Genomic DNA, 20,307 nt, shown 5'->3' with positions numbered 1-20,307 from the left:
ACATGTCAGCGGCATTTATCTCTCACCTGCAAGCGCAAATTGAGGCCACTAAAGAAGATGGTCTGTATAAAAAAGAGCGTGTTATTACTTCACAGCAACAAGCAGATATAGACGTGGCTAATGGCGAGCATGTCATCAACTTCTGTGCGAACAACTATTTGGGGTTGGCTAATCACCCCGACCTTATCGCTGCGGCCAAAAACGGCCTTGAAACCCACGGGTTTGGTATGGCGTCTGTGCGATTTATTTGTGGTACGCAAGACATACACAAGCAGCTAGAAACTGAAATCAGTGGCTTCCTAGGTACCGAAGATACCATTTTATACCCCTCATGCTTCGATGCTAACGGTGGGTTATTTGAAACCTTACTTGGCCCAGAAGACGCTATTATTTCCGATGCGCTAAACCATGCCAGCATCATCGACGGCGTACGTTTATGTAAAGCTAAGCGCTACCGTTATGCCAACAACGACATGGAAGCATTGGAAGACCAGCTTAAGCAAGCCATTGCCGACGGGGCACGCTTTAAAGTGATTGCCACAGATGGCGTATTCTCGATGGACGGTGTTATTGCCAACCTAGCAGGCATTTGTGATCTGGCTGAAAAGTACGATGCACTGGTAATGGTAGACGATTGCCACGCCACGGGGTTTTTAGGCGAAAATGGCAAAGGTAGCCATGAATACTGCGGCGTAATGGGCCGCGTTGATATTATCACCGGCACCTTAGGTAAAGCCCTAGGCGGCGCATCAGGCGGCTATACATCAGGTAAAAAAGAAGTGGTTGAATGGTTGCGTCAACGCTCTCGTCCTTACTTATTCTCAAACTCTGTTGCGCCACCTATTGTATCGGCGTCTTTAAAAGTATTCGAGATGATGAAAGATGGCGCCGCACTACGCGAACAACTGTGGCGCAACTCGGCACACTTCCGTGCTCGCATGGAAGACGCGGGCTTTACCCTTGCTGGTAAAGATCACGCCATCATTCCGGTAATGCTAGGCGATGCACGCATTGCTAGCGACATGGCAGACAAGCTGCTTGAAAAAGGCATTTATGTGATTGGTTTCTCATACCCAGTAGTGCCAAAAGGACAAGCCAGAATTCGTACCCAAATGTCAGCAGGGCATTCTATTGAACACGTAGACAAAGCCATTGATGCATTTATTGAAGTAGGCCGTGAAATGGGAGTGATTGCATGAAGTCGTTAGTTAAAGCAAAAGCCGAAAAAGGTATTTGGCTTCAAGATACCCAAGAGCCTGAAGTTGGCCACAACGATTTATTAATCAAAATTCGTAAAACCGCCATTTGCGGTACCGACATGCATATTTACAACTGGGACGATTGGTCTCAACAAACCATTCCTGTACCTATGGTAGTGGGCCATGAGTATGTTGGTGAAGTGGTTGGCATGGGTCAAGAAGTACGCGGCTTTGCTGTTGGGGATAGAGTGTCTGGCGAAGGCCACATTACTTGTGGTCACTGCAGAAACTGTCGTGCAGGCCGTCGCCATTTATGCCGCAATACCGAAGGTGTAGGCGTAAATCGTCCAGGCGCATTTGCAGAATATTTGGTTATTCCTGCCTTTAACGCGTTCAAAATCCCTGACAACATCTCTGATGAACTGGCTTCTATTTTCGACCCATTTGGAAATGCCGTACATACCGCACTAAGTTTTGACCTAGTGGGTGAAGATGTACTCATTACCGGTGCAGGCCCTATTGGTATTATGGCAGCTGCAGTGGCGCGTCACGTGGGTGCCCGCCATGTGGTTATCACCGACATCAACCCGTATCGCCTAGAGCTTGCCAGCAAGATGGGCGCTACTCGCGCCGTTGATGTTAGCAAAGAAGACTTGCAAGACGTGATGAACGAGCTTGGTATGAGTGAAGGCTTTGATGTTGGCCTTGAAATGTCGGGCGTACCGGTAGCCTTTCGCGACATGCTAAAGAAAATGAATCACGGCGGTAAGGTGGCAATGCTAGGTATTCCACCACAAGATGTTTCAGTTGATTGGAACCAAGTTATCTTTAAAGGCTTGGTGATCAAAGGTATATACGGTCGTGAAATGTTCGAAACCTGGTACAAAATGGCAAGTCTGCTGCAAAGTGGCTTAGATTTATCGCCAATCATCACACATACCTTTTCGGTTGATGACTTTCAGAAAGGTTTTGATACCATGGGGTCAGGACAATCAGGCAAAGTTATACTGGACTGGCAATAATGACAGCATTTTCACACATTAGTGTACAAGACGTAGCAAACTTCAATGGCGATGTAGCCATTGTAGATATTCGTGACCCACAATCATTTGCCAATGGTCACATGCCAGAAGCGAAGCCGTTAAATAACGATAACTTCGCGGCCTTTGTAGAACAAACGCCAAAAGAAACCCCTGTTGTAGTGGTGTGCTATCACGGCGTAAGCAGCCAGCAAGCCGCGCAGGTTATTGCTGAGCAAGGTTTTAACACCGTTTATAGTATGGATGGCGGTTTTGAAGCATGGCGATTAGGCCAGTCTGTGGTGTCTGAAAATTCGTGAGCCATCCTTTAATTGCTTTTCGTCAGCAAGGCGTGGCGCATTTACTGGCTAACTACTTAGGTAGCCAGAATATTCGCGCCACGGTTAAGCCTACTGAAGCGGGGGATGAGTTTGTTGTATTATTGGCAGACGACAACGATGCGCTGAAAGCCCGCGCCATTACTGAAGAATTTATTCAGCAACCGAACAATCCTAAATACCAGCAAGCCGCTTGGCAGCATGGCGAGAACGTCGATTTAGTGCCCTCACGTCAGTTCGATGCAAAAGGGTTTATTAGCAACGCTTTATCAGTGCCTTTTACTAGCATTGTGTTTTTGCTTTGCGTGCTGGTATACGGTTTATCGTTGTTAGGCTTATTCAGTCCTATCGCGCAACATTTACTCATGCAGCCACTTAGTGTGCTTGCCGAAAATCATGAATGGTGGAGGCTATTAGGCCCCGCATTTATTCATTTCAGCGCACTACATATTATCTTCAATCTGCTTTGGTGGTGCATGCTAGGCGCCAAAATTGAGAGTACTTTTGGCAAAAGTATGCTGCTTGTGGTGTTTGCACTGTCGGCCATTATATCAAACGTGGCTCAAGCCATGTTTACCACGCCAGTGCAGGGTAACTTAATGCTCTTTGGCGGCTTGTCAGGAGTAGTATACGCCGTAATGGGCTTTGTATGGTGGTTAGGTTGGTTGAAGCCACAGTGGGGCTTGTCGCTGCCTAAATCGGTAGTTGGTTTTATGTTGGTGTGGCTAGTATTAGGCTTTGCCGATGTGTTGTGGGTGAATATGGCCAACGCGGCGCACACTGCGGGGTTAATTACCGGCTGTTTACTAGCGGGGCTGCTAAGTCTTGGGGCCGATAAACGAAAGCAGGGGCAATAGCGCCTGCTTTATTGACTCGGTGCTGCTGTAGTAGCGTTTAGCCCTGATATAAATACTTAGTGAAAATAACGTTCTTGACAACCTCGCCACCGGTTTCTTTTTTCATATGATCTTGAAGCGCTTTAAGAATGGCACGGCGAATATCTTCTCTGCCCGTTAGCGATTTTACTTTTTCTTCAGGTTGTCTGCCGAAAATATCGATGGCGGTTGCACGTAATAGCGGCATATGGTGCTCCGCAATTTCTAACTGATCTACGTCATAAATCATTAATTCAACGGTAACGCGAACGTACCCCAGCTTTTTTGAAGACTCGCCAATATAATTGGTAACGATGTCTGGCTCTAACCCAAGATAAGCAAAGTTTGCCTTTTCTTGCGCAAATGCAGGCGTGAAAGCACTACTAACTAATAGAGCGGTAGCTATAAAACGTGAAGCAAGTGACTTTGTCATGATTTGAGCCGAAAATACCAATTAATTTAAATGACAGGCTGTAGTGTAGCAAATCATAGGTTAATGACACTACTGCAAAAGTACTAAGGTACACGTAAAATCAATATGCTAGCTATTTGCAATCAGATAAACCACCATGTCACCAACAAGTGATATGATACTTTTTTTATCGTGCAAAATTATGACAGAGATTTGGTAGTGAGTTTTCCTAGCAGCTTTCCCGTTGGCCTAAATGTAGAGTGGATGCAAGCCGACAGTGCGCCCCGTAACAATCCATATTTAAAAAATTGGTTGTTAGATACAGGTTCGTTAACCGAGCGGGTGCAGTCGCTTTGCCATCAATTTTCGTTAAACGTACTAGGGCAGGCTGAAACTGCACTTCATGCCAATGAGCAAAGCCTGCTATCGAATTCGCTAACACATCAGACTTCACAGGCATTCCAGGTGCGAGAAGTACTGTTGTGTGGCAATACTCTACCATGGGTTTTTGCTCGTTCGGTTATTCCTCAGCGTTTGGTTGAAGCTGAGTTAGCAAATTTAGGCAGTGAACCTTTAGGTAAGCGACTGTTTAATGATGCTAGGTTTTTACGTTCAGAATTTGAACTATGTTGCTTGCCAGCAATAGCATTAGGCTTTGAACGCGACCAACAATTATGGGGCAGACGTTCATTGTTTACGTTGGGTGAAGACAGCATGATAGTGGCTGAAGTATTTCTACCCGATGCCCCCGTTTATTATTCAAGGTACGACAATGGCACTGACTCTTAATCTAGCCCAGAATATCAATCATATAAAGCAGCATCCATCTGCTTATATTCGCCTGATGAGGCTAGATAAGCCAGTGGGTATTTACCTGCTGCTTTGGCCTACTTTTTGGGCATTACTTATGGCCTCTGAAGGCTTACCGAGTGTCGGCATCGCGCTTATTTTTACCGCCGGCGTGGTAGTTATGCGTTCAGCGGGCTGTGTTATTAACGACTACGCCGATAGAAAAGTAGATGGCAGCGTAAAACGCACTGCCACGCGGCCACTGGCCACGGGCGAAGTTACCACTAACCAAGCACTAACCCTGTTTGCGGGTCTAATCGTATTGGCCTTCTTGTTAGTGCTGATGCTAAATTGGCAAACCGTTGCTTTATCTGTAATTGCGCTGTTACTAGCTGCTAGTTACCCCTTTATGAAACGCTACACCCACTTACCGCAAGTGGTATTGGGTGCTGCCTTTGGGTGGGCAATACCCATGGCGTTTATGGCCGTGTCTGAAACTGTGCCAGCGTATGGTTGGTGGCTGTTTGTGGCGAATCTATTATGGACGGTAGCCTACGACACCATGTATGCCATGGTAGACAGAGACGACGACCTAGAAATAGGGGTGAAATCAACCGCCATTTTATTCGGCAAATACGACGTGCCTATCATTATTGGGCTTCAAGCCACCATGCTAGTTATTTTGTATTTTATTGGCGTGGCTATCGAAGCACATTGGCCGTATTACTTATCGCTAATCATAGGGGCAGGGCTGTTTTACCGCCAGTATCAATTTATTAAGAACAGACAGCGAGAAGGCTGCTTTACGGCCTTTATTGAAAATCACTATGTGGGCTTGGTATTTACGTTAGGTTTAGTGGCAAATTTTTGGATAGGTTAAGCGGTTCAGTTATTAGCTAACACAATGAACCGCTTATCATTAATGAGTAAAAAGCTATTCAGGTTTGGTTGTTTCTGCCGCTTTCGCTTCTAATTGAACAATGCGAGCTTCCATTGCGTCTAACTTTTCGCGAGTGCGAATAAGCACCTGGCTTTGAATATCGAACTCTTCACGAGTGACTAAATCAAGCTTCGAAAGCTGCGACTGTAAAACCTGTTTAATTTTACCTTCTGCGCCTTCAGCCATGTTACGCACACCCGGTGGTACGGCGTCAGCAATCTGTTTCGCTAAATCTTCGAGTTTTTTCGGATCCAACATGGATTTCCCTTATAATGCGCTTCGTTAGAATAGGCTTCTATTCTATCGGTATCGCCACTTCTTGCAATGAAAAAGCACATTAAAGAAAAGCATGGCACACATTACACCTGTTAGGTTTTAGGAACGCAATGAAATTAAACGATGCGCAACAATCAGCTGTCACTTTTGTGTCGGGCCCCTGCTTAGTTTTAGCCGGTGCCGGCAGTGGTAAAACTCGGGTTATTACCAACAAAATTGCGCACCTAGTAAGAAATTGCGATATGCCAGCACGGTATATCGCCGCGGTAACCTTTACCAACAAAGCCGCCCGAGAAATGAAAGAGCGGGTAGCCGAAACCTTAGGTAAGCCAGAAGCACGCGGTTTGAAGGTATGTACCTTTCACACCATGGGGCTAACCATTATAAAAGCCCATATTAAAGAGCTAGGCTTAAAGCCTGGTTTTTCATTGTTCGATGACAAAGACTCGTTGGCACTATTAACCGATTTAACCGAAGACACGCTAGACGGCGACAAAGATCAGCTTTCGCTATTACAAAGCTGTATTTCGAATTGGAAGAACGACTTACTGCTGCCCGAGGCGTTATTAAAGCAAGCCACCAGTACCGGTGAACGGGAATTTGCCGAAGCTTATAAGCGCTATCAAGATAACTTACGTGCTTACAACGCGCTTGATTTCGATGATCTTATTTTGTTGCCCACACTGCTATTAAAAACCAGTGAAACCGCACGAGCCAAGTGGCAAAACAAAATTCGTTATCTGCTGGTGGATGAGTACCAGGATACCAACACCAGTCAATATGAGCTGGTAAAGCTATTGGTAGGTGAGCGCTCGCGCTTTACCGTGGTAGGCGACGACGACCAATCTATTTATTCATGGCGCGGTGCTAAGCCACAAAACTTAAACTTGCTACAGCAAGATTTCCCGCGCTTGAATGTAATAAAGCTACAGCAGAATTACCGCTCTTCAGGGCGAATACTGCATTGCGCGAACATCCTTATTCAGAACAACCCCCATTTGTTCGACAAAACCCTGTTCTCAGAACTGCAATACGGTGAGCAGCTTAGAGTCATAGAAGCAAAAAACGAAGAACACGAAGCTGAACGAGTGGTGGCTGAACTGTTAGCGCACAAGTTTATGAACCGTACTAAGTTTAAAGACTACGCCATTTTATACCGAGGAAACCACCAAAGTCGCTTGTTCGAAAAGCTACTGATGAGCAACCGTATTCCATATAAAATTAGTGGTGGTATGTCGTTCTTCGGGCGCACCGAAGTGAAAGACATCATGGCTTACTTGCGTTTGTTGGTGAACCAAGATGATGACAACGCATTACTACGGGTAATTAACACGCCAAGTCGCGGCATAGGGCGTGTAACGCTGGAAAAACTCGGCAACTTTGCCAATAGCTTAGGCGTACCCATGTTTGAAGCGGCTACCCATCCTAATTTGAACAGTGTGCTATCTGGTAAAGCTTACGATGCCGTATCGGGGTTTGCTCGCTGGATAGTAGAAGTGGCTGATAACGCAACTCGTGGCGACACTAAGGACGCCCTTCGTGGCATGATCAAGTCGATGAGCTACGAAGAATGGTTATACGAACAAAGCGCTAGCCCTAAAGCGGCTGAAATGGGCATGGCTAACGTGAGTACGCTATTTGGCTGGGTAACCGACATGCTAGAAGGCAACGAGCTTGATAGTCCCATGAACCTAACCGAAGTAGTAAACCGCCTTATTTTACGCGACATGATGGAGCGAGGCGAAGACGACGGCGATGGCGATCAAGTACAACTAATGACACTGCACGCTTCCAAAGGGCTAGAGTTTCCAATTGTGTTCTTAGTGGGCATGGAAGAAGGTTTGTTACCGCATCAAAGCAGTGTAGATGAAGACAACGTAGAAGAAGAGCGTCGCTTGGCGTATGTAGGCATAACCCGCGCGCAGCGAGAGCTTATTTTTAGTCTAGCAAAAGAGCGTCGTCAATTCGGTGAAGTCATCAACCCCGAGCCAAGCCGCTTCCTGTATGAGCTGCCCACAGACGATCTTCAATGGGAAAATCAAAAGCCTAAAGAAAGTGCCGAAGTGCGTCAGCAAAAAGGGCAAAGTAGTATCGCTAATTTAAGAGACATGCTGGGTAAAAAGTAGCGCAGACGGTTACTATTGTAGGGTGATACAAGTCACAGCAACAACCCTCACTGATAATCTGAATGAAAAGATATTAGTGATAAATAGCGGGGGGATAATAACAACAAACAGCTAGCCTGCTAGCTTTTTCATATCAAGAACGGTAGCGCGAGTAAGCACTTTACCCTGCCCATAATTGCACTCAATGTCAGTTAGCGCATCTAGTTGTGCGGGGGCATCAACGCCTTCGGCAATAACCTTAAATTTAAGGTGCTCAGAAATAAGCATTACTGATTGAATAAGTTTAAGGTTTCGCTGCGAACGCGGTAGCGAACGCACAAACCTGTGGTCTATTTTGATGAAATCGAACGGGTAGGCAAATAAGTAACTAAGCGATGCTAAACCGCTACCAAAGTTATCTAGCACCAAGGTAACCCCAGCGCGTTTCAACTTCTTAATAGCAGGTAATATAAACTGTGAACGGCGATTTAAGTCGTTTTCATCGAACTCGAATACCAGATCATGTGACGATATTTTGTATTCGTCTATCAGCGAAATCATTTGATTCACCATAGACGCTTGCAGCAAATGAATAATAGAAACGTTCACCGCAATACGGCCAGTGTCTTCACCTGTCGTTTTCGCGTGGGCCAGTAACTCACAGGCTTTGCGTAACTGAAACAAATCTAAATCTAACGTTAAGCCACTTTGTTCAGCCACTTGGCGAAACTGCTCTCGGGCTATTTTGCCAAAAGTAGGGTGACTCCAACGCACATACATCTCGTTATAAAGCGTTGTGTTGTCTCTTAAATCAATCACAGGCTGTAAAAAGTATTCAAACTCTTCATCGCGCAAGGCCCGGCGAAATTCGTTTTCTAGTTCAAGTTCTTCAATTAGGCGGTCGCGCATGCTCTTATCGAACATAACAAATCGGCCACGGCCCAAAGTTTTGGCTTGGTACATAGCGGCATCAGCGTCACGCAGTACTTCATCGGCACTACGATAATACGATTCTAAATTAGCTATACCGATACTGGCACCCGAATACATTTCGCGGCCGTCTAATAAAAATGGTTCTGAAATAGAGTTGATAATACGAGACGCAACTTCTTGTACGTCGGTTAAATCTTCAAAATTATCGAGTAATACAACAAACTCATCGCCACCTAATCGGGCTAACAAGTCATGCCCACGAATGCATATTGCAATACGCCTAGCCACTTCAACTAAGAACTCATCACCCGCGTGATGGCCTAAGGTATCGTTAATAACCTTAAACCTATCTAAGTCGATAAATAAAACAGCAAAGTAGTTTTCGGCGTAGCGCTGCTTACTGGCAATGGCTAGTTCAAGCCTACTGGTAAACATTGACCGGTTCGGAAGGTCGGTAAGTGAGTCGTGATGCGCGTCGTGAATAAGCTTAAGCTCAATTTCTTTACGCTCTTCAATCTGCTGCTTTAAGTATTTGTTAGCTCTATCAAGCTCGGCTGTGCGCGCAGCAACTCTAAGCTCTAGCTCACTGTTGTGGCGATGAATTTCTTCAGTACTGCGCTTACGCTCCATGGTTACTGCAATATGGTGCGAAACAAAGCGTAGTAGCTCTAAGTCTCTTGCGGTGTATTTGGCGTGCTTACCATAGGTTTGCACCGCAATTACCCCAAACACTTCACCATCTACCACTAGGGGCGACCCTAGCCAAGAGTTGGCACTGTTTAGCATGGTTTGGGCAACAGACACGTCAATTTCACCCGCCTCGGCAAGTTCTAATACCCTAGGTGGGTTAATCAGTTCAGCTTGGCCGGTACGCAGTACAAATTCAGTTAACCCCAACCCCATAGGGCGAGATTCCACTTCCGCATGTTCCATATCACTGAAATACGGGAACTCCAGCATTTGCTTCGATTCATCAATAATAGAGATGAAGCAGTTTGGTGCACTAATTAAGCGGGCTAGAATTTCGTGCAAGCTAGAATAGAAGACCGACATGTCGCCTTCTAGGTTTGCTGCTAATTCAGAAATTTCAAACAAGGCTTGCTGTAACGACTCTACTTTTTGGCGCTCTAGAATTTCTTCTTGAAGGTCGTCGTTAATTTTTCTTAGCTGGCGAGTACGTTCACGAATGGTACGTTCGGTAAGTTCGCGGTTTTTAACCCGGTCAACCGTGGTCACAATGTGCTGAGAAACAAACAGCAGTACTTCTAAGTCTTCTTGGGTGTAATGCACGCCGTCGTCGTAGGTTTGAACCACCATGGCACCTATTACCTGGCTGCCACGTTTCAAAGGAACCCCAAGTAATTCGAAAGGCTGTGAGCCTACTAACTTGATACCATGATCTTCAGCGAACACTTGCTCTTCTGAACGTTTGTAAAACAAATGCTGACCGGTGCGCAGTATATAGCCAGTCATACCGTCCATTAACGAATCGGCAGGTAATTGCTTCACAGTTTGCTCGTCAAATTCGTCAACAAAATAGGTGAAGTCGACAATTTGACTTTCTTGTTCATAGAAGGCAACAAAGAAATTATCAGCGTTCATGAAATCAGCAATGATTTCATGAATAGCAGTATAAAGGCGGTTTAGATGACTAACAGAACTTGCAAGCTCGGAAATGTCGAATAGCGCTTTCTGAACGCGTTCAGCACGCTTATATTTATTAGTGAGTTGTTGAAGCTGCGGTATAATTTCCCGCAGCTCTTCTTCTGTCAACTCATATTGCGTTGAATCTGATGACATTCCGTTCGCCGGCAAGTAAAAAGAGCTTATTCTTAGATGCGGTTAAATTACCCGATCTACTCGAAAAACGCTACTTTTTCCAACAAATTGTTAGTAAATGAGGAAGGTTATATACCTTCAATCATGTACTCAATTGCGGCTTTAATTTCATCATCAGAGCACGAAGCACAAGTTCCACGAGGAGGCATAGCGTTAATGCCGTTAAGGGCATTTTGCCAAACGCCGTCTAGGCCTTTTTCGTCTAAACGAGGCTGCCAATCAGCGGCTACGTGTAATTTTGGTGCACCAAGTACGCCAGAACTATGACACGCTACACAGGCAGAGTTATAAACATCTTCACCCGACTTAGCACCACCACCTGCAGCAGCAGGGCCAGCAGCTTCAGCGCCAGCTACGTGTATCTGACCAACCGGCTTAATACGGTTAGCAATATCGTCGTTACTCATTTCTTGTGCTTGCGCCGCAAACACAGTAAGTGCTGTAGCTGCAACAATAAACCAGGTTTTCAATTTCACATCTGTCTCCAGGCAATCACGAACTTTAATTAAAGTATAACTGGCCAGATTATAACGGGAATTCAAGGGCGAACAACTATTTGCTACCAATTACCTATAAAAAGTAAGGATAAAGTACCTTTAAAACCCATTAAAGTAAGAGAATTACATAAACCAGTTGATGCGAGCCCATGGCCTAAGTATTATTACGCCGCGCTTAAGCAGGAAGTTTACCTACACCACGTTCTTATTCCTTTAGAACAGGTTAAATTTTTATCACATTAAGCCATTTTCAATGCACCCGTAGCTCAGCTGGATAGAGCGTCGCCCTCCGGAGGCGAAGGTCACAGGTTCGAATCCTGTCGGGTGCGCCATTTTTAAAGGGCTGTGGCTCCGTATCTTTTTTCTAAAAATTCATTTTTTGATATGTGTAGCAAATATGTAGCGTTGGTTACTTGTGTTTAGATATAAAAAAACCCGCTAAAAGCGGGCTTTTTTACTTATAACTTTCTAACCACAAGCTGCAATTTGCTCTTGAGTGTATGTAACTTCTCTCTCAGAAGTTTCATTATCTTCAACTTTCTTATTTAAGGAGTCTCTAGCTATAAGCTTCATTTCTGCGTTAATGAATCTTTCAAGGACTCTACGAATTAGAGGTTGATAACCGCCTAATCCATTATATTGAGCGATAGCTTTTAGATCTTTGATCATTCCTTTCTGAAGTCTTATTGATATCATCTGAAGCTCAAGTAGTTCATTCACATCTGAGACAGATAACTCTTCAGCTATTTTTACAAACTCTTCATCTCTACCTAGCGTACCATTTTCCCAATTCTCAATGGTATTTTCCATACTTTCCTGACCTTTTGTTTTTTTAGTCATCACAACCACCTTTTTGATTTGTGGATTTTTTTATTCTAATTTCCAAATTTTCTGTAAATGTTAATTTCTACATCGTTTGCTTCGTAGGCTGTCTTAATTGACAATTCCCTGCCTGTATTAATAAAACAAACTTTTAATATGCGCCCAGCATCAGTTGTAGATACGAACCAAAGTGTCGGTGGATCTGTTTGATGATCCTCTCGAGTGTCTTTTAAAAACCTTTCGCCCTCATTATTGAAAAAACACTCAAACACCTCTGTAGTATTAACGTTATGTTTTTCCTTGAGTTTAGCAATCACTTTCTCTGAAAACTTCAACTCCAAAATATTTAACTCCCTTTAATTGGTGCACATTATACATTGTCAGCCCGCTTTTGTATATTCAACCTGTATATACAGCATGTATTTACAATATAGGGTTTAGGTAGAAAAAGTCAACTTCTAGAGAGTTAGCATAAGTTAGTACACTTATTTACAGAACTCCAAGTAAAAGCATCTGAGCCGCTATGCGGCTCTAGTTCCACGGTTTTCAATGCGCCATTCATGAATTCGAGTAATCACTTCTTTTTCTCCTAGCTTCACGCCTCGCAAAGAAATCGAGATAACTTCATCAAAGTAAGTTTGTTTGAGTTCCCCCGTAGCTGTGTCGACTTTTTCTTTGTATAAAGGGCGTATAGGCTGCTCATCACGTTTACAGAATACACCACCCATTAAGGTTACAAATTCAGCCCATGAACCTTTGTCAGCGGCGTCATGTATTTTTGAGAAGCTTTCGTTTTCACCTAATAACTCTTTTAGTCTTCTTAGTTCTCGCCATACGGTTACTGAGCCTGCCCCTATTTGCTGAAACTGGCGTATACCCCAACAGCTAGCCCAAGCCTCTACACGTTGCGATGCTTCTATTGCATTACCACCGTCAATATCACTGTCTAAGTTCGCACCATTTACGTTCTTACTTACGTATTTTGCTATGTAGCCCGTTGCGCTCCCTCTTGAGTAATCAATATCTTTAAAGTCGCAGCGGTTTGCTATCGCGCCCGCTTCGTCACCATCTTCGCGTAACGCATAATGCTCAATGATTGCTTTGAACTGTTCAGCCTGCTCTTGCTGAACGAATATAAGCATGTGCCAGTGCGGTGTTCCGTCGTGCTGGGGTTCAGCAATACGAAAGCCGTAAACTTTAATTTCTTTTCGGTTTAACTCAGCACGTGCTAATGCCCACAAGTCATTTAAATATTGCTGTGCGTCGTAAGGTGTAGAGCCATCCCATTTGAGGTTCGGGTCGCCTGATTTTGCATAGGTGTTATGAAAACGGGAAGGGCAAGTAATTGTTACGAATAGCGGCTTATGATTAAATTCTTTCGCTATTTTTTCATAGCCCGCCATACGCGTCATAAGCTCATTTTTTCGGTTGACGGGATTCGAGACATTTTTATCTGATAATTCCGCAAGAGAAAATGACTCGTTGTTCTCGTTAACGATAACGAGATTCTCTAGCATTTTTCGTTGAAGTTCTTTTTGAATTAGTCGATATTCAACAGTGTAGTCACTACAGTATTTGCCCTTTCGACTATTAACTTGCCCTAAATGAATTAACACTGCTTCTCGTTTACGGGCTATGACTTTACGCAGCTTTCTAAGCCACCAATATTTATCCTGCATTCGTTTCAATGCGCCCGTTAACGTAACGGATTTTGATACCTCAGGTGGGTTGATACCAAACCCGTTAACGAATTCAGCATTAAGGTCATAAAGCGCTAAATTCCCGTTAACGGGATTATTACCCGTTACGTTACGGGTAATACTGTTATTAAGCGAGTAGATTTCAAATCGCTTACAGCGCTGTGAGTTCTCTTCGGCCAGCTCTCGAAGTTCATTTTCGCCAGCATCAAAATAAGGGATAATTTTTTCTGGCAGCAATGCATTCAAGTCATCACTCATTTTTCTGAGATAAGTATTAGCGTTAAAAGGCTTATCAAAAGATTGATATTTTCGAATTAAAATTTTCTGAATATCGTTATGAAAGTGGGAAATTTGCTCCTTAACGAATTGCCTATCCTCTAATGACAGCGAGCGGTAAAAATCTCCGAACACACCACCCATCATATCTAATGATTTAGCTATTGGGGATTCTCTAAATCTCCTCATTTTCATCCTCCAAGTTATCGAGGAAGCTCAAACCGCGTTCAGAAATACCGAATTTACTCCAGCGAATACCAAATTCAATTTCTTCGTTTTCTTCTTTTATGAAACCGAAACGAGTTAACGAAAAGAAAATAGTTTTCGAAAACTTTTCAGGCTTAGTCGATGGGAAGTGATATGTGCCTAATTGACTACTTACGCTAGTGCAAAATACAACAGCTCCGCCATTAGCGAAAAAACGCAGCAGTAATAATTGATGTTGAGATAGTTTTTTCATTACGCTGCTCTCTCATCTTGATAAAGGTGAGTGCGACGAACGAAACTTTCTAGCCAAGCATCGAGATCTTCTCGAAGATAGCGAACGGCTCGACCTATTTTGATAAATGGTGGCGCTGGAGTGCGGTTTTCGCGATTGCCGTCCATGCGCGCTTGGCGCAGGAAAGAACGGCTCATGCAGATATATGATGAAGCTTCTTTTTCAGAAAGTGCTCTACTTTTAATCTCGTTATTCATGGTTCAACCCTACTTATTCTTCCGAAGTTAGGGCTGAATTTATCTTTCCCAGGCTTCCCGGGAACTTAGGCGGGAAAAATTAATTTCTATTTTTTATCTCTGAGAAAATATTAAGAAAGCGTTTTTTAGATATGGTGTATTCATTTCGGCCAGCTTTCCCCCAAATAAGTTCGTCTCTATCTATGCTTATCAATATGCTGAGGGGGTCGGTAGTATCGATATCGTTTTCATAGTTATCCAAAACGAGCTTATAAAGTTTAGTGCCCCCCAAGCTTGGGTTGTCTCTGTGGATAATTCTAATTTGTTCTTTTATTGCATGCTCGCGAGTATCGGGAGTAGTTTCCTCAATATTGAGTTGAAGTTTGCACCAATCCACTAACTCTCGCTTTAAAACCAAGTCTTCAAACTTAATATTTAAACTTTCTGGTAGCGGTGTATCTTTCTGATGAAGTAAATCTCTATTTTCTTCATCTATAAGAATTGCATCACATTGAGAGAGGTCTAATTCTGCTGTACTAGAAACATAGTCTATTTCGTAGTTGTCCTTGAGTAGCACATCTAACACCTCTCTGGAGCAAGACTCCAATGTCTGGATACTTCCAATATTATCTAAAAAAACTGTCTTCACCGAAACTGAACCATCCCTTAAGAGTAACTTCTTATCATTTAAAGATAACTCTGCAACCCCACTATAAAATGCGACTCCTCGAATGATTTTTTTAAAAGATTTCGGTATTCGTTCCGCTAAAATGAAGTAACGGGCATAACTGAATATATGGACGGGAACATTAAAGGATTCACAAAGATACTGATAATCGAAATGGTTGAAATTAAAATGGTTTTTAAATTCGGGGGTTCTGTAATACTTTTTTTCGATCATCGAAAGTCTCTTTGTTTTTACTACATCATGTTATACTAAAGTATAGGTTTCTTACTCTTTTAAAGAAACCAAATCTTGATAAGGAAATCCTATGAAAGTTCTCTCAATCGCACTACTTCTATGCGCATCATTTTTAATCTCAAAACCTGTAAGCTCTCACGGCGGTGGAACTAATGCTAACGGTTGCCATACAAATAGCAGGACAGGTGATTACCATTGTCACACGCCAAAAACTCAGGGAAGTTATGATTCTTATTGTCATGTAATAAATGGTGAAAGGCGCTGTGGTTATGCTAAAAGTAGTTGCCAATCTCTTGTGCGACAGCATGGTGGGCACTGTTCAAAGTAGCTTTTTACACCAAAAAGAATTTTAAGTATTCTTGATACTTTATCAATATATAAAGAATATGAAAGGTGAGTTACACCAACCAAGCGTTTATATAATCCAACATCTGTTAGCGGTTTTGGGTGGGATTATGATGTAAGAGGGTCTGTACCATGCAAGAAAAAAGCTTATCAACGGATATCTCTTAGACAAGATGAACTGAAATCAATCTAATTTAAGAATAAATAAAATAGAGGTTAGGTAGTAATCGATGAACTACCTAACCACTCTTCTTTAATATTCGATTTTTTTGAGTCTCAGCTTTGCAGTTTCGCTATAGAAACTATCTTTGTCACCCGCAGTACTAATTATCTCGTTTAGCCATTTTCTAGTATTTACCCAGTCTTTTTGTGACCAATAAACTTGCGCTATTTGATATCTAAATGCTTGAAGAGTAGATGCCTCTGGGAATTCCTGCTTAAAACTATCGAATGTTTCTAAAAGCATAGGCATGTATTGGGCGAAGTCTTTTCTTACTCCATAAGAACTCCCATATTTACCCGATTCCTTCCACCCTATTAGGGTCTTAAGTTTATCTTGGTAAGCGACCTTTGCAGCAGTAGTATTAGGAAACTCTGAAATCACCTTGTCATACCAATGCAATGACGCTTCTACCTTTGGAATCCAGCTCGCATCAATAGTAAAGACGTTAGAACGGTCATCAGACCAAAAGTCGGCATTCTTAAGATAGGCTTGCGCGACTGCGTTTTCTAATTTCTCTTTTGATGTAGAGCCTGCGATGCTTTGAAGAACATCAATACGCTCTATAACTTGGCTAGCCTGCTGAGAACTCGGATATTTCTTAACTAGGTCAGTCCATGTATTTAATGCTACTGCAATATTACTTTCGTCAAAAGCGATAGAGCCTAGAAGGTATAAGGCCTCAGCTTTATTTTCTGCACTAGACTTTTCATATAAAACTTCGATAAGCTCATGCTTCGCATCTTCGATTAACCCAAATTGCGAATATGTCTGAGCCTTATCGATTGAAGCGGCATGAGAACTTATGGAAGCAAAAAGCGTAATAGCGAGTAAGTTAAATTTCATTCAAGTTCCTTTTGATTATATTTTAAGATGTATACAGAAATCCTACCCAGTGAAACACTAGATTAAGTTTTCTTCAAATACTAATTCTAATCACTTTACTGAAGTACGGTATAGAGTTTCTATTTGATAAAATTTCATGCAGAGTAATTTATTGCTAATAAACTGTAATGATTAATTATATCAAATTAACCGCTGCGGCCTTATGCTCAGGTGCTAGATGCGAATACCTGAGCGTCATATCCAGTGAGCCATGCCCCAGTAATTCTCGTGTAGTGTTTAAGTCTACCCCAGCCATAACTAACTTACTGGCAAAGTGATGTCGTAAGTCATGAAAGCGAAAATCCTTGATATTGGCGCTCTCTAAGATCGCTGACCACGATTTCTTAATATCTTTGAGTGGTTGCCCTTCTTCACGTTCAAAAACCCAGTGAAGGCTTTTACAGTCGCCTTTCCAGTTTGTTAGTGCTGACTTAGCTTTTTGATTAAGGGGAATATGCCTCGTTTTTCCACTTTTAGCATTTGCAGCAATTACGGTGATGAAGTCTCGTTCTAGATTTATGTTTTGCCATGTAAGTGAAAGTAGCTCACCTTTACGCAAGCCTGTATTCATCGCCAAAATAACCAGTGGCTCTAAATAGTCAGCGAATTTCCTTTCGCTCAAATCGGCCAAAAGAGGGTAGCCTCTTTCTTGTCTGTGCTTATTCCCGCTTTCCCGTTCTCGCTTAATTCTAAAATCTCTTGCCGATAACGCTTTTTTAAGTCTCTCTTCCTCATCAAAACCCAAATAACGAATGCGACTATTGTCTTCATTTAGCGCTTTCAGTTTGCGTAAATCATGGCTGGGTATTACATCCCATTCTACCGCTCTACTCATTACGGACTTTAACGTAGTAAATCTCCGATTGATGGTAGCGTTGCTTTTCTTCTGGGTAAGCATTTCAGTACGAAGCTTTTCTAACAATGAAGCGTTAATATCTCGTAGCTGCATAGGGAGTAGATTAGAAAAATTCTTTTTAAGGCTTTTAAGTTCTTGCTCACCCGACTTTGGATACTTGGCCACGTACCACTTAGCAAACTCTAAATCGATAAACGCTTGAAGGGTAGTAAGCCGTGCTAGCTTCTCTTTCGCTTTTAACTCTTTCTTACTTTCATGCGGATCAATACCTTGCACAATGGATGCATTTGCTACTTTTGCAGCATCACGGGCTTGAGCAGGAGTAATTTCAGGATGGGAACCCAGCTTCACATTTTGCTGTTTTCCGTTATGCCGATAAAACAAAAAGTAGGTAATTCTTCCTGTTGGAGTTATACGTGCATGAAAGCCTGATAACTCAGTATCATTAAGTCGTTTATCATCAGGTTTAAGGGCATTTATACTGCTGTTAGTAATCTTCTTTTTGATAGCCATAACTCGTATATGTAGCAAATATGTAGCAGAGTGAGTGATGTTGGGTGAGTTTACATGAACCACTATGAACAAACTATGAATTTATATAGTTGTTATAAAACAGTGGTTTACCGTCTTTATTTGGTGTTTTGTGGTTCATTGCTGTTCACTGAAAAACACCCAAAAATTCCGCTCCGGAGGCGAAGGTCACAGGTTCGAATCCTGTCGGGTGCGCCATTTTCCTCGAATTCTTGTGTCGAATTTTAAAAGAACAACTGGCCAAGATAGTTGCGCTTAATCTTTGGTTATTTATAACAACTTTTTAGATGCTTGCTTTCTCAGTCCAGAAAAAATTGCCTCCGCTACATAGGGGGGAAAGTTATCGGGAATTTTACCTTCGACTTTAGCAATAGCGTTTTCAACATTATCGACAAAGTATTCGTAGTGTGATGCAGCTTTGTCCGAAGGGTATTTCACCTGTAATGCAGTCGATACAAAATGACGAGGCTGAATATCGTTCCATTTCCAGTGCGTATTTTTACCTTTTAAAGACATGGACATTTTAATCTTTTGCGGCTGTAAGGCTTTTTTAGTCATTACAGGAAACGCCGACACGACATCATATAAAGGGGTCATTTTATACGTGTTTTCAGGCTCTAAAAATACGCTAAAATTCTTACCATGACCGTCAATAGCAGCAATTAGCCAAAAGAATAACTGAGTCCTAAAAAAAGTTTCTCTATCTTTCCCGTTAGACGAAGCCGTGAGCAAATTTAAGCAGTCTGTAATTCCTGGGCCACCATCAGATTGGTATTTTTGAGCAGATGAAATGCCCATTGCCTGACAAAAATCTTCTTGGGGTAGGCGCATGAGCCATGAACCGTCAGATGCATATTTACGGTCAAAGCGTTCAACGCTTAGAACTTTCTGGTCGCCAAAGTAAAGCACCTCTGCATTAGCCACATTAAAATCAAAGGCTCTCGCCAGCTCTAGGCAAATAAATTCGTTCTCACTGCTATCGGTTAAATCGATACCCACTTGCGGTAACTCGCCCATGGGTAATTTCATTATGTGACTTGTTGGTGTTGAGCCCGTCGGTTTCACCCATTGTTGGCCAATTTTAAGTAGCGCGGTTTTTTCCTGGGCGCCAGCAATTGAAATCCGAAAGTCATCATCGTCATTTTCCATTCCAAGCGCTGTATGTTTGTAGCCTTGCAATAACTTCTCAACGTCTAGATCTGACAGCACCTTGTAGTTTAGCTGTTGTACAGACTCGGTTTGTTCTGAAACTAATTGAATAGCGCCCACACAATCTTTGCCTACCGCCGCTAAAAGATCGAACGCATGTCCAGAGCCTACATTGAACCTAGCCTGTATTTTATTTCGTATGGTTAGACTATCGGGAAGCAAATTGTCGAAGAAGTTATACACTACGTCGCCAGCGTATTTTTGCTTAGTAATAGGTAGCGACAAAGAAATAGGCCGTGCGCCTGCGCGCTTCATCCAACGTTCGGTATAAGAAAAATGGAGCCCACCGCTCTTGTCTTTTAACAGTGTACCTACTTTGACCCCGTTAAGGCTTACCATCAGCTCCATATTACCACTCCTGATCCCAGCCACTATCGGTCTTTTGGCCGCTTTCATTTTCTTGCTTTGGCTTCAGCTCAATAGAGAGACCTAATTCATGCGCAATTTTAAAGAGGGTATCAATACGGGAGGTACCGGCGGAATTTTCAATAGCCGAGATGGTTTTTTGCTTTAAACCAACATGCTCGGCCACATCGGTCTGCGTACGCGCCAGATTATTTCGATGCAGCTTTATATAATCAGCCAGTTCTTTTGAGTTATTAAGCTTCATTATGTTTCTCCACTATTAACCCCCTTCAAGGTAT

Annotated in this window: 22 protein-coding genes and 1 tRNA gene; 9 read left to right on the top strand and 14 right to left on the bottom strand. The window is 42.8% G+C overall.

Going from position 1 to position 20,307, the window contains the following annotated elements; genetic code table 11:
* Positions 1-2 precede the first annotated feature (2 nt).
* The 4 genes from kbl to glpG are packed head-to-tail and all read left to right on the top strand — an operon-like array spanning position 3 to position 3,413.
* Complete coding sequence (gene kbl / locus KYS23_RS19055; RefSeq protein WP_159527905.1) at positions 3-1,199, top strand: glycine C-acetyltransferase; 1,197 nt, start codon at positions 3-5, stop codon at positions 1,197-1,199.
* On the top strand, positions 1,196-2,221 hold the full coding sequence (tdh, locus tag KYS23_RS19050) for an L-threonine 3-dehydrogenase (protein ID WP_159527906.1): 1,026 nt from the start codon (positions 1,196-1,198) through the stop codon (positions 2,219-2,221). The genes kbl and tdh overlap by 4 nt, the downstream gene beginning before the upstream one ends.
* Entirely contained in the window at positions 2,221-2,538 is a 318-nt protein-coding gene (gene glpE, locus KYS23_RS19045) for a thiosulfate sulfurtransferase GlpE (protein WP_013786137.1), read from the top strand. The genes tdh and glpE overlap by 1 nt, the downstream gene beginning before the upstream one ends.
* A complete protein-coding gene (gene glpG / locus KYS23_RS19040; protein ID WP_218419806.1) occupies positions 2,535-3,413 on the top strand; it encodes a rhomboid family intramembrane serine protease GlpG in 879 nt (292 codons plus the stop codon). Before glpE ends, glpG begins: the two co-directional genes overlap by 4 nt.
* A 37-nt stretch (positions 3,414-3,450) precedes the next feature.
* On the opposite strand, the gene KYS23_RS19035 is transcribed toward glpG, so the two are convergent.
* On the bottom strand, positions 3,451-3,864 hold the full coding sequence (locus KYS23_RS19035; protein WP_159527908.1) for a flagellar basal body-associated protein FliL: 414 nt from the start codon (positions 3,862-3,864) through the stop codon (positions 3,451-3,453).
* 198 nt (positions 3,865-4,062) lie between these two features.
* On the opposite strand from KYS23_RS19035, the gene KYS23_RS19030 reads away from it, so the two are divergent.
* Both KYS23_RS19030 and ubiA read left to right on the top strand, forming a co-directional pair.
* Positions 4,063-4,632 (top strand): chorismate--pyruvate lyase family protein, encoded by a 570-nt coding sequence (locus KYS23_RS19030; RefSeq protein WP_218398433.1) that lies wholly within the window; start codon positions 4,063-4,065, stop codon positions 4,630-4,632.
* Positions 4,616-5,512: a 4-hydroxybenzoate octaprenyltransferase gene (ubiA, locus tag KYS23_RS19025; protein WP_220100017.1), complete on the top strand. Its 897-nt coding sequence runs from the start codon at positions 4,616-4,618 to the stop codon at positions 5,510-5,512. The genes KYS23_RS19030 and ubiA overlap by 17 nt, the downstream gene beginning before the upstream one ends.
* A gap of 54 nt (positions 5,513-5,566) precedes the next feature.
* Here the strand turns inward: ubiA and ubiK are convergent, their stop codons facing one another.
* Positions 5,567-5,830 carry a ubiquinone biosynthesis accessory factor UbiK gene (gene ubiK, locus KYS23_RS19020; protein WP_159527910.1) on the bottom strand — a complete coding sequence of 88 codons (264 nt, stop codon included), beginning with the start codon at positions 5,828-5,830 and terminating at the stop codon, positions 5,567-5,569.
* Positions 5,831-5,958: 128 nt separating this feature from the next.
* Here ubiK and rep point away from each other — a divergent pair, with 128 nt between their 5' ends.
* Positions 5,959-7,974, top strand: a complete 2,016-nt coding sequence (rep, locus tag KYS23_RS19015) for a DNA helicase Rep (protein ID WP_218398437.1) — start codon at positions 5,959-5,961, stop codon at positions 7,972-7,974.
* Positions 7,975-8,085: 111 nt separating this feature from the next.
* Here the strand turns inward: rep and KYS23_RS19010 are convergent, their stop codons facing one another.
* Together KYS23_RS19010 and KYS23_RS19005 are read right to left on the bottom strand one after the other, a co-directional pair.
* Positions 8,086-10,686, bottom strand: coding sequence for a sensor domain-containing phosphodiesterase (locus tag KYS23_RS19010; RefSeq protein ID WP_159527912.1), 2,601 nt, complete (start codon positions 10,684-10,686; stop codon positions 8,086-8,088).
* 107 nt (positions 10,687-10,793) lie between these two features.
* On the bottom strand, positions 10,794-11,201 hold the full coding sequence (locus KYS23_RS19005; RefSeq protein ID WP_159527913.1) for a c-type cytochrome: 408 nt from the start codon (positions 11,199-11,201) through the stop codon (positions 10,794-10,796).
* Positions 11,202-11,477: 276 nt separating this feature from the next.
* Between KYS23_RS19005 and KYS23_RS19000 the strand changes: the two genes are divergently transcribed.
* Positions 11,478-11,554: transfer RNA gene (locus KYS23_RS19000), tRNA-Arg, on the top strand.
* Positions 11,555-11,690: 136 nt separating this feature from the next.
* Here the strand turns inward: KYS23_RS19000 and KYS23_RS18995 are convergent.
* From KYS23_RS18995 to KYS23_RS18970, 6 genes are all read right to left on the bottom strand, one after another.
* A complete protein-coding gene (locus KYS23_RS18995; protein ID WP_246604507.1) occupies positions 11,691-12,062 on the bottom strand; it encodes a hypothetical protein in 372 nt (123 codons plus the stop codon).
* A 35-nt stretch (positions 12,063-12,097) separates the two neighbouring features.
* Entirely contained in the window at positions 12,098-12,385 is a 288-nt protein-coding gene (locus KYS23_RS18990) for an ADP-ribosyl-(dinitrogen reductase) hydrolase (RefSeq protein ID WP_218419804.1), read from the bottom strand.
* Positions 12,386-12,565: 180 nt separating this feature from the next.
* A complete protein-coding gene (locus KYS23_RS18985; RefSeq protein WP_218419802.1) occupies positions 12,566-14,209 on the bottom strand; it encodes a replication endonuclease in 1,644 nt (547 codons plus the stop codon).
* Positions 14,196-14,480: a hypothetical protein gene (locus KYS23_RS18980; RefSeq protein ID WP_218419800.1), complete on the bottom strand. Its 285-nt coding sequence runs from the start codon at positions 14,478-14,480 to the stop codon at positions 14,196-14,198. The genes KYS23_RS18985 and KYS23_RS18980 overlap by 14 nt, the downstream gene beginning before the upstream one ends.
* Positions 14,480-14,716 carry a helix-turn-helix transcriptional regulator gene (locus tag KYS23_RS18975; protein WP_218419799.1) on the bottom strand — a complete coding sequence of 79 codons (237 nt, stop codon included), beginning with the start codon at positions 14,714-14,716 and terminating at the stop codon, positions 14,480-14,482. The genes KYS23_RS18980 and KYS23_RS18975 overlap by 1 nt, the downstream gene beginning before the upstream one ends.
* Positions 14,717-14,795: 79 nt before the next feature.
* The gene (locus KYS23_RS18970) at positions 14,796-15,596 is read right to left on the bottom strand and encodes a hypothetical protein (protein WP_218419797.1); all 801 of its coding nucleotides are present in this window, start codon (positions 15,594-15,596) and stop codon (positions 14,796-14,798) included.
* 91 nt (positions 15,597-15,687) lie between these two features.
* Here KYS23_RS18970 and KYS23_RS20870 point away from each other — a divergent pair, with 91 nt between their 5' ends.
* Complete coding sequence (locus KYS23_RS20870; protein ID WP_218419795.1) at positions 15,688-15,945, top strand: YHYH domain-containing protein; 258 nt, start codon at positions 15,688-15,690, stop codon at positions 15,943-15,945.
* A gap of 270 nt (positions 15,946-16,215) precedes the next feature.
* Here the strand turns inward: KYS23_RS20870 and KYS23_RS18960 are convergent, their stop codons facing one another.
* The 4 genes from KYS23_RS18960 to KYS23_RS18945 all read right to left on the bottom strand — a co-directional run bounded on the left by KYS23_RS18960 (position 16,216) and on the right by KYS23_RS18945 (position 20,273).
* The gene (locus KYS23_RS18960) at positions 16,216-17,028 is read right to left on the bottom strand and encodes a tetratricopeptide repeat protein (protein ID WP_218419793.1); all 813 of its coding nucleotides are present in this window, start codon (positions 17,026-17,028) and stop codon (positions 16,216-16,218) included.
* A gap of 175 nt (positions 17,029-17,203) precedes the next feature.
* Positions 17,204-18,436: a tyrosine-type recombinase/integrase gene (locus tag KYS23_RS18955; protein ID WP_218419791.1), complete on the bottom strand. Its 1,233-nt coding sequence runs from the start codon at positions 18,434-18,436 to the stop codon at positions 17,204-17,206.
* 288 nt (positions 18,437-18,724) lie between these two features.
* Entirely contained in the window at positions 18,725-20,011 is a 1,287-nt protein-coding gene (locus KYS23_RS18950) for a type II toxin-antitoxin system HipA family toxin (RefSeq protein WP_218419790.1), read from the bottom strand.
* Position 20,012: 1 nt separating this feature from the next.
* Entirely contained in the window at positions 20,013-20,273 is a 261-nt protein-coding gene (locus tag KYS23_RS18945) for a helix-turn-helix domain-containing protein (RefSeq protein WP_159527915.1), read from the bottom strand.
* Positions 20,274-20,307 lie beyond the last annotated feature (34 nt).

Origin of the sequence: Alteromonas lipotrueae (genome assembly GCF_019249255.1) — a bacterium.
Lineage (GTDB): Bacteria > Pseudomonadota > Gammaproteobacteria > Enterobacterales > Alteromonadaceae > Alteromonas > Alteromonas lipotrueae.
This window is presented reverse-complemented; position numbering and strand designations above follow the sequence as displayed.

Excerpts from the sequence above, each read along its gene's own strand:
- KYS23_RS18950 (WP_218419790.1), bottom strand. The coding sequence starts at position 20,011 with ATGGAGCTGATGGTAAGCCTTAACGGGGTCAAAGTAGGTACACTGTTA.
- glpE (WP_013786137.1), top strand. The coding sequence starts at position 2,221 with ATGACAGCATTTTCACACATTAGTGTACAAGACGTAGCAAACTTCAAT.
- KYS23_RS18955 (WP_218419791.1), bottom strand. The coding sequence starts at position 18,436 with ATGGCTATCAAAAAGAAGATTACTAACAGCAGTATAAATGCCCTTAAA.
- tdh (WP_159527906.1), top strand. The coding sequence starts at position 1,196 with ATGAAGTCGTTAGTTAAAGCAAAAGCCGAAAAAGGTATTTGGCTTCAA.
- KYS23_RS18945 (WP_159527915.1), bottom strand. The coding sequence starts at position 20,273 with ATGAAGCTTAATAACTCAAAAGAACTGGCTGATTATATAAAGCTGCAT.
- KYS23_RS18975 (WP_218419799.1), bottom strand. The coding sequence starts at position 14,716 with ATGAATAACGAGATTAAAAGTAGAGCACTTTCTGAAAAAGAAGCTTCA.
- KYS23_RS20870 (WP_218419795.1), top strand. The coding sequence starts at position 15,688 with ATGAAAGTTCTCTCAATCGCACTACTTCTATGCGCATCATTTTTAATC.
- rep (WP_218398437.1), top strand. The coding sequence starts at position 5,959 with ATGAAATTAAACGATGCGCAACAATCAGCTGTCACTTTTGTGTCGGGC.
- KYS23_RS18960 (WP_218419793.1), bottom strand. The coding sequence starts at position 17,028 with ATGAAATTTAACTTACTCGCTATTACGCTTTTTGCTTCCATAAGTTCT.
- KYS23_RS18985 (WP_218419802.1), bottom strand. The coding sequence starts at position 14,209 with ATGAGGAGATTTAGAGAATCCCCAATAGCTAAATCATTAGATATGATG.
- KYS23_RS18980 (WP_218419800.1), bottom strand. The coding sequence starts at position 14,480 with ATGAAAAAACTATCTCAACATCAATTATTACTGCTGCGTTTTTTCGCT.
- KYS23_RS18970 (WP_218419797.1), bottom strand. The coding sequence starts at position 15,596 with ATGATCGAAAAAAAGTATTACAGAACCCCCGAATTTAAAAACCATTTT.
- KYS23_RS18995 (WP_246604507.1), bottom strand. The coding sequence starts at position 12,062 with ATGACTAAAAAAACAAAAGGTCAGGAAAGTATGGAAAATACCATTGAG.
- KYS23_RS19035 (WP_159527908.1), bottom strand. The coding sequence starts at position 3,864 with ATGACAAAGTCACTTGCTTCACGTTTTATAGCTACCGCTCTATTAGTT.
- ubiA (WP_220100017.1), top strand. The coding sequence starts at position 4,616 with ATGGCACTGACTCTTAATCTAGCCCAGAATATCAATCATATAAAGCAG.
- KYS23_RS19010 (WP_159527912.1), bottom strand. The coding sequence starts at position 10,686 with ATGTCATCAGATTCAACGCAATATGAGTTGACAGAAGAAGAGCTGCGG.
- kbl (WP_159527905.1), top strand. The coding sequence starts at position 3 with ATGTCAGCGGCATTTATCTCTCACCTGCAAGCGCAAATTGAGGCCACT.
- ubiK (WP_159527910.1), bottom strand. The coding sequence starts at position 5,830 with ATGTTGGATCCGAAAAAACTCGAAGATTTAGCGAAACAGATTGCTGAC.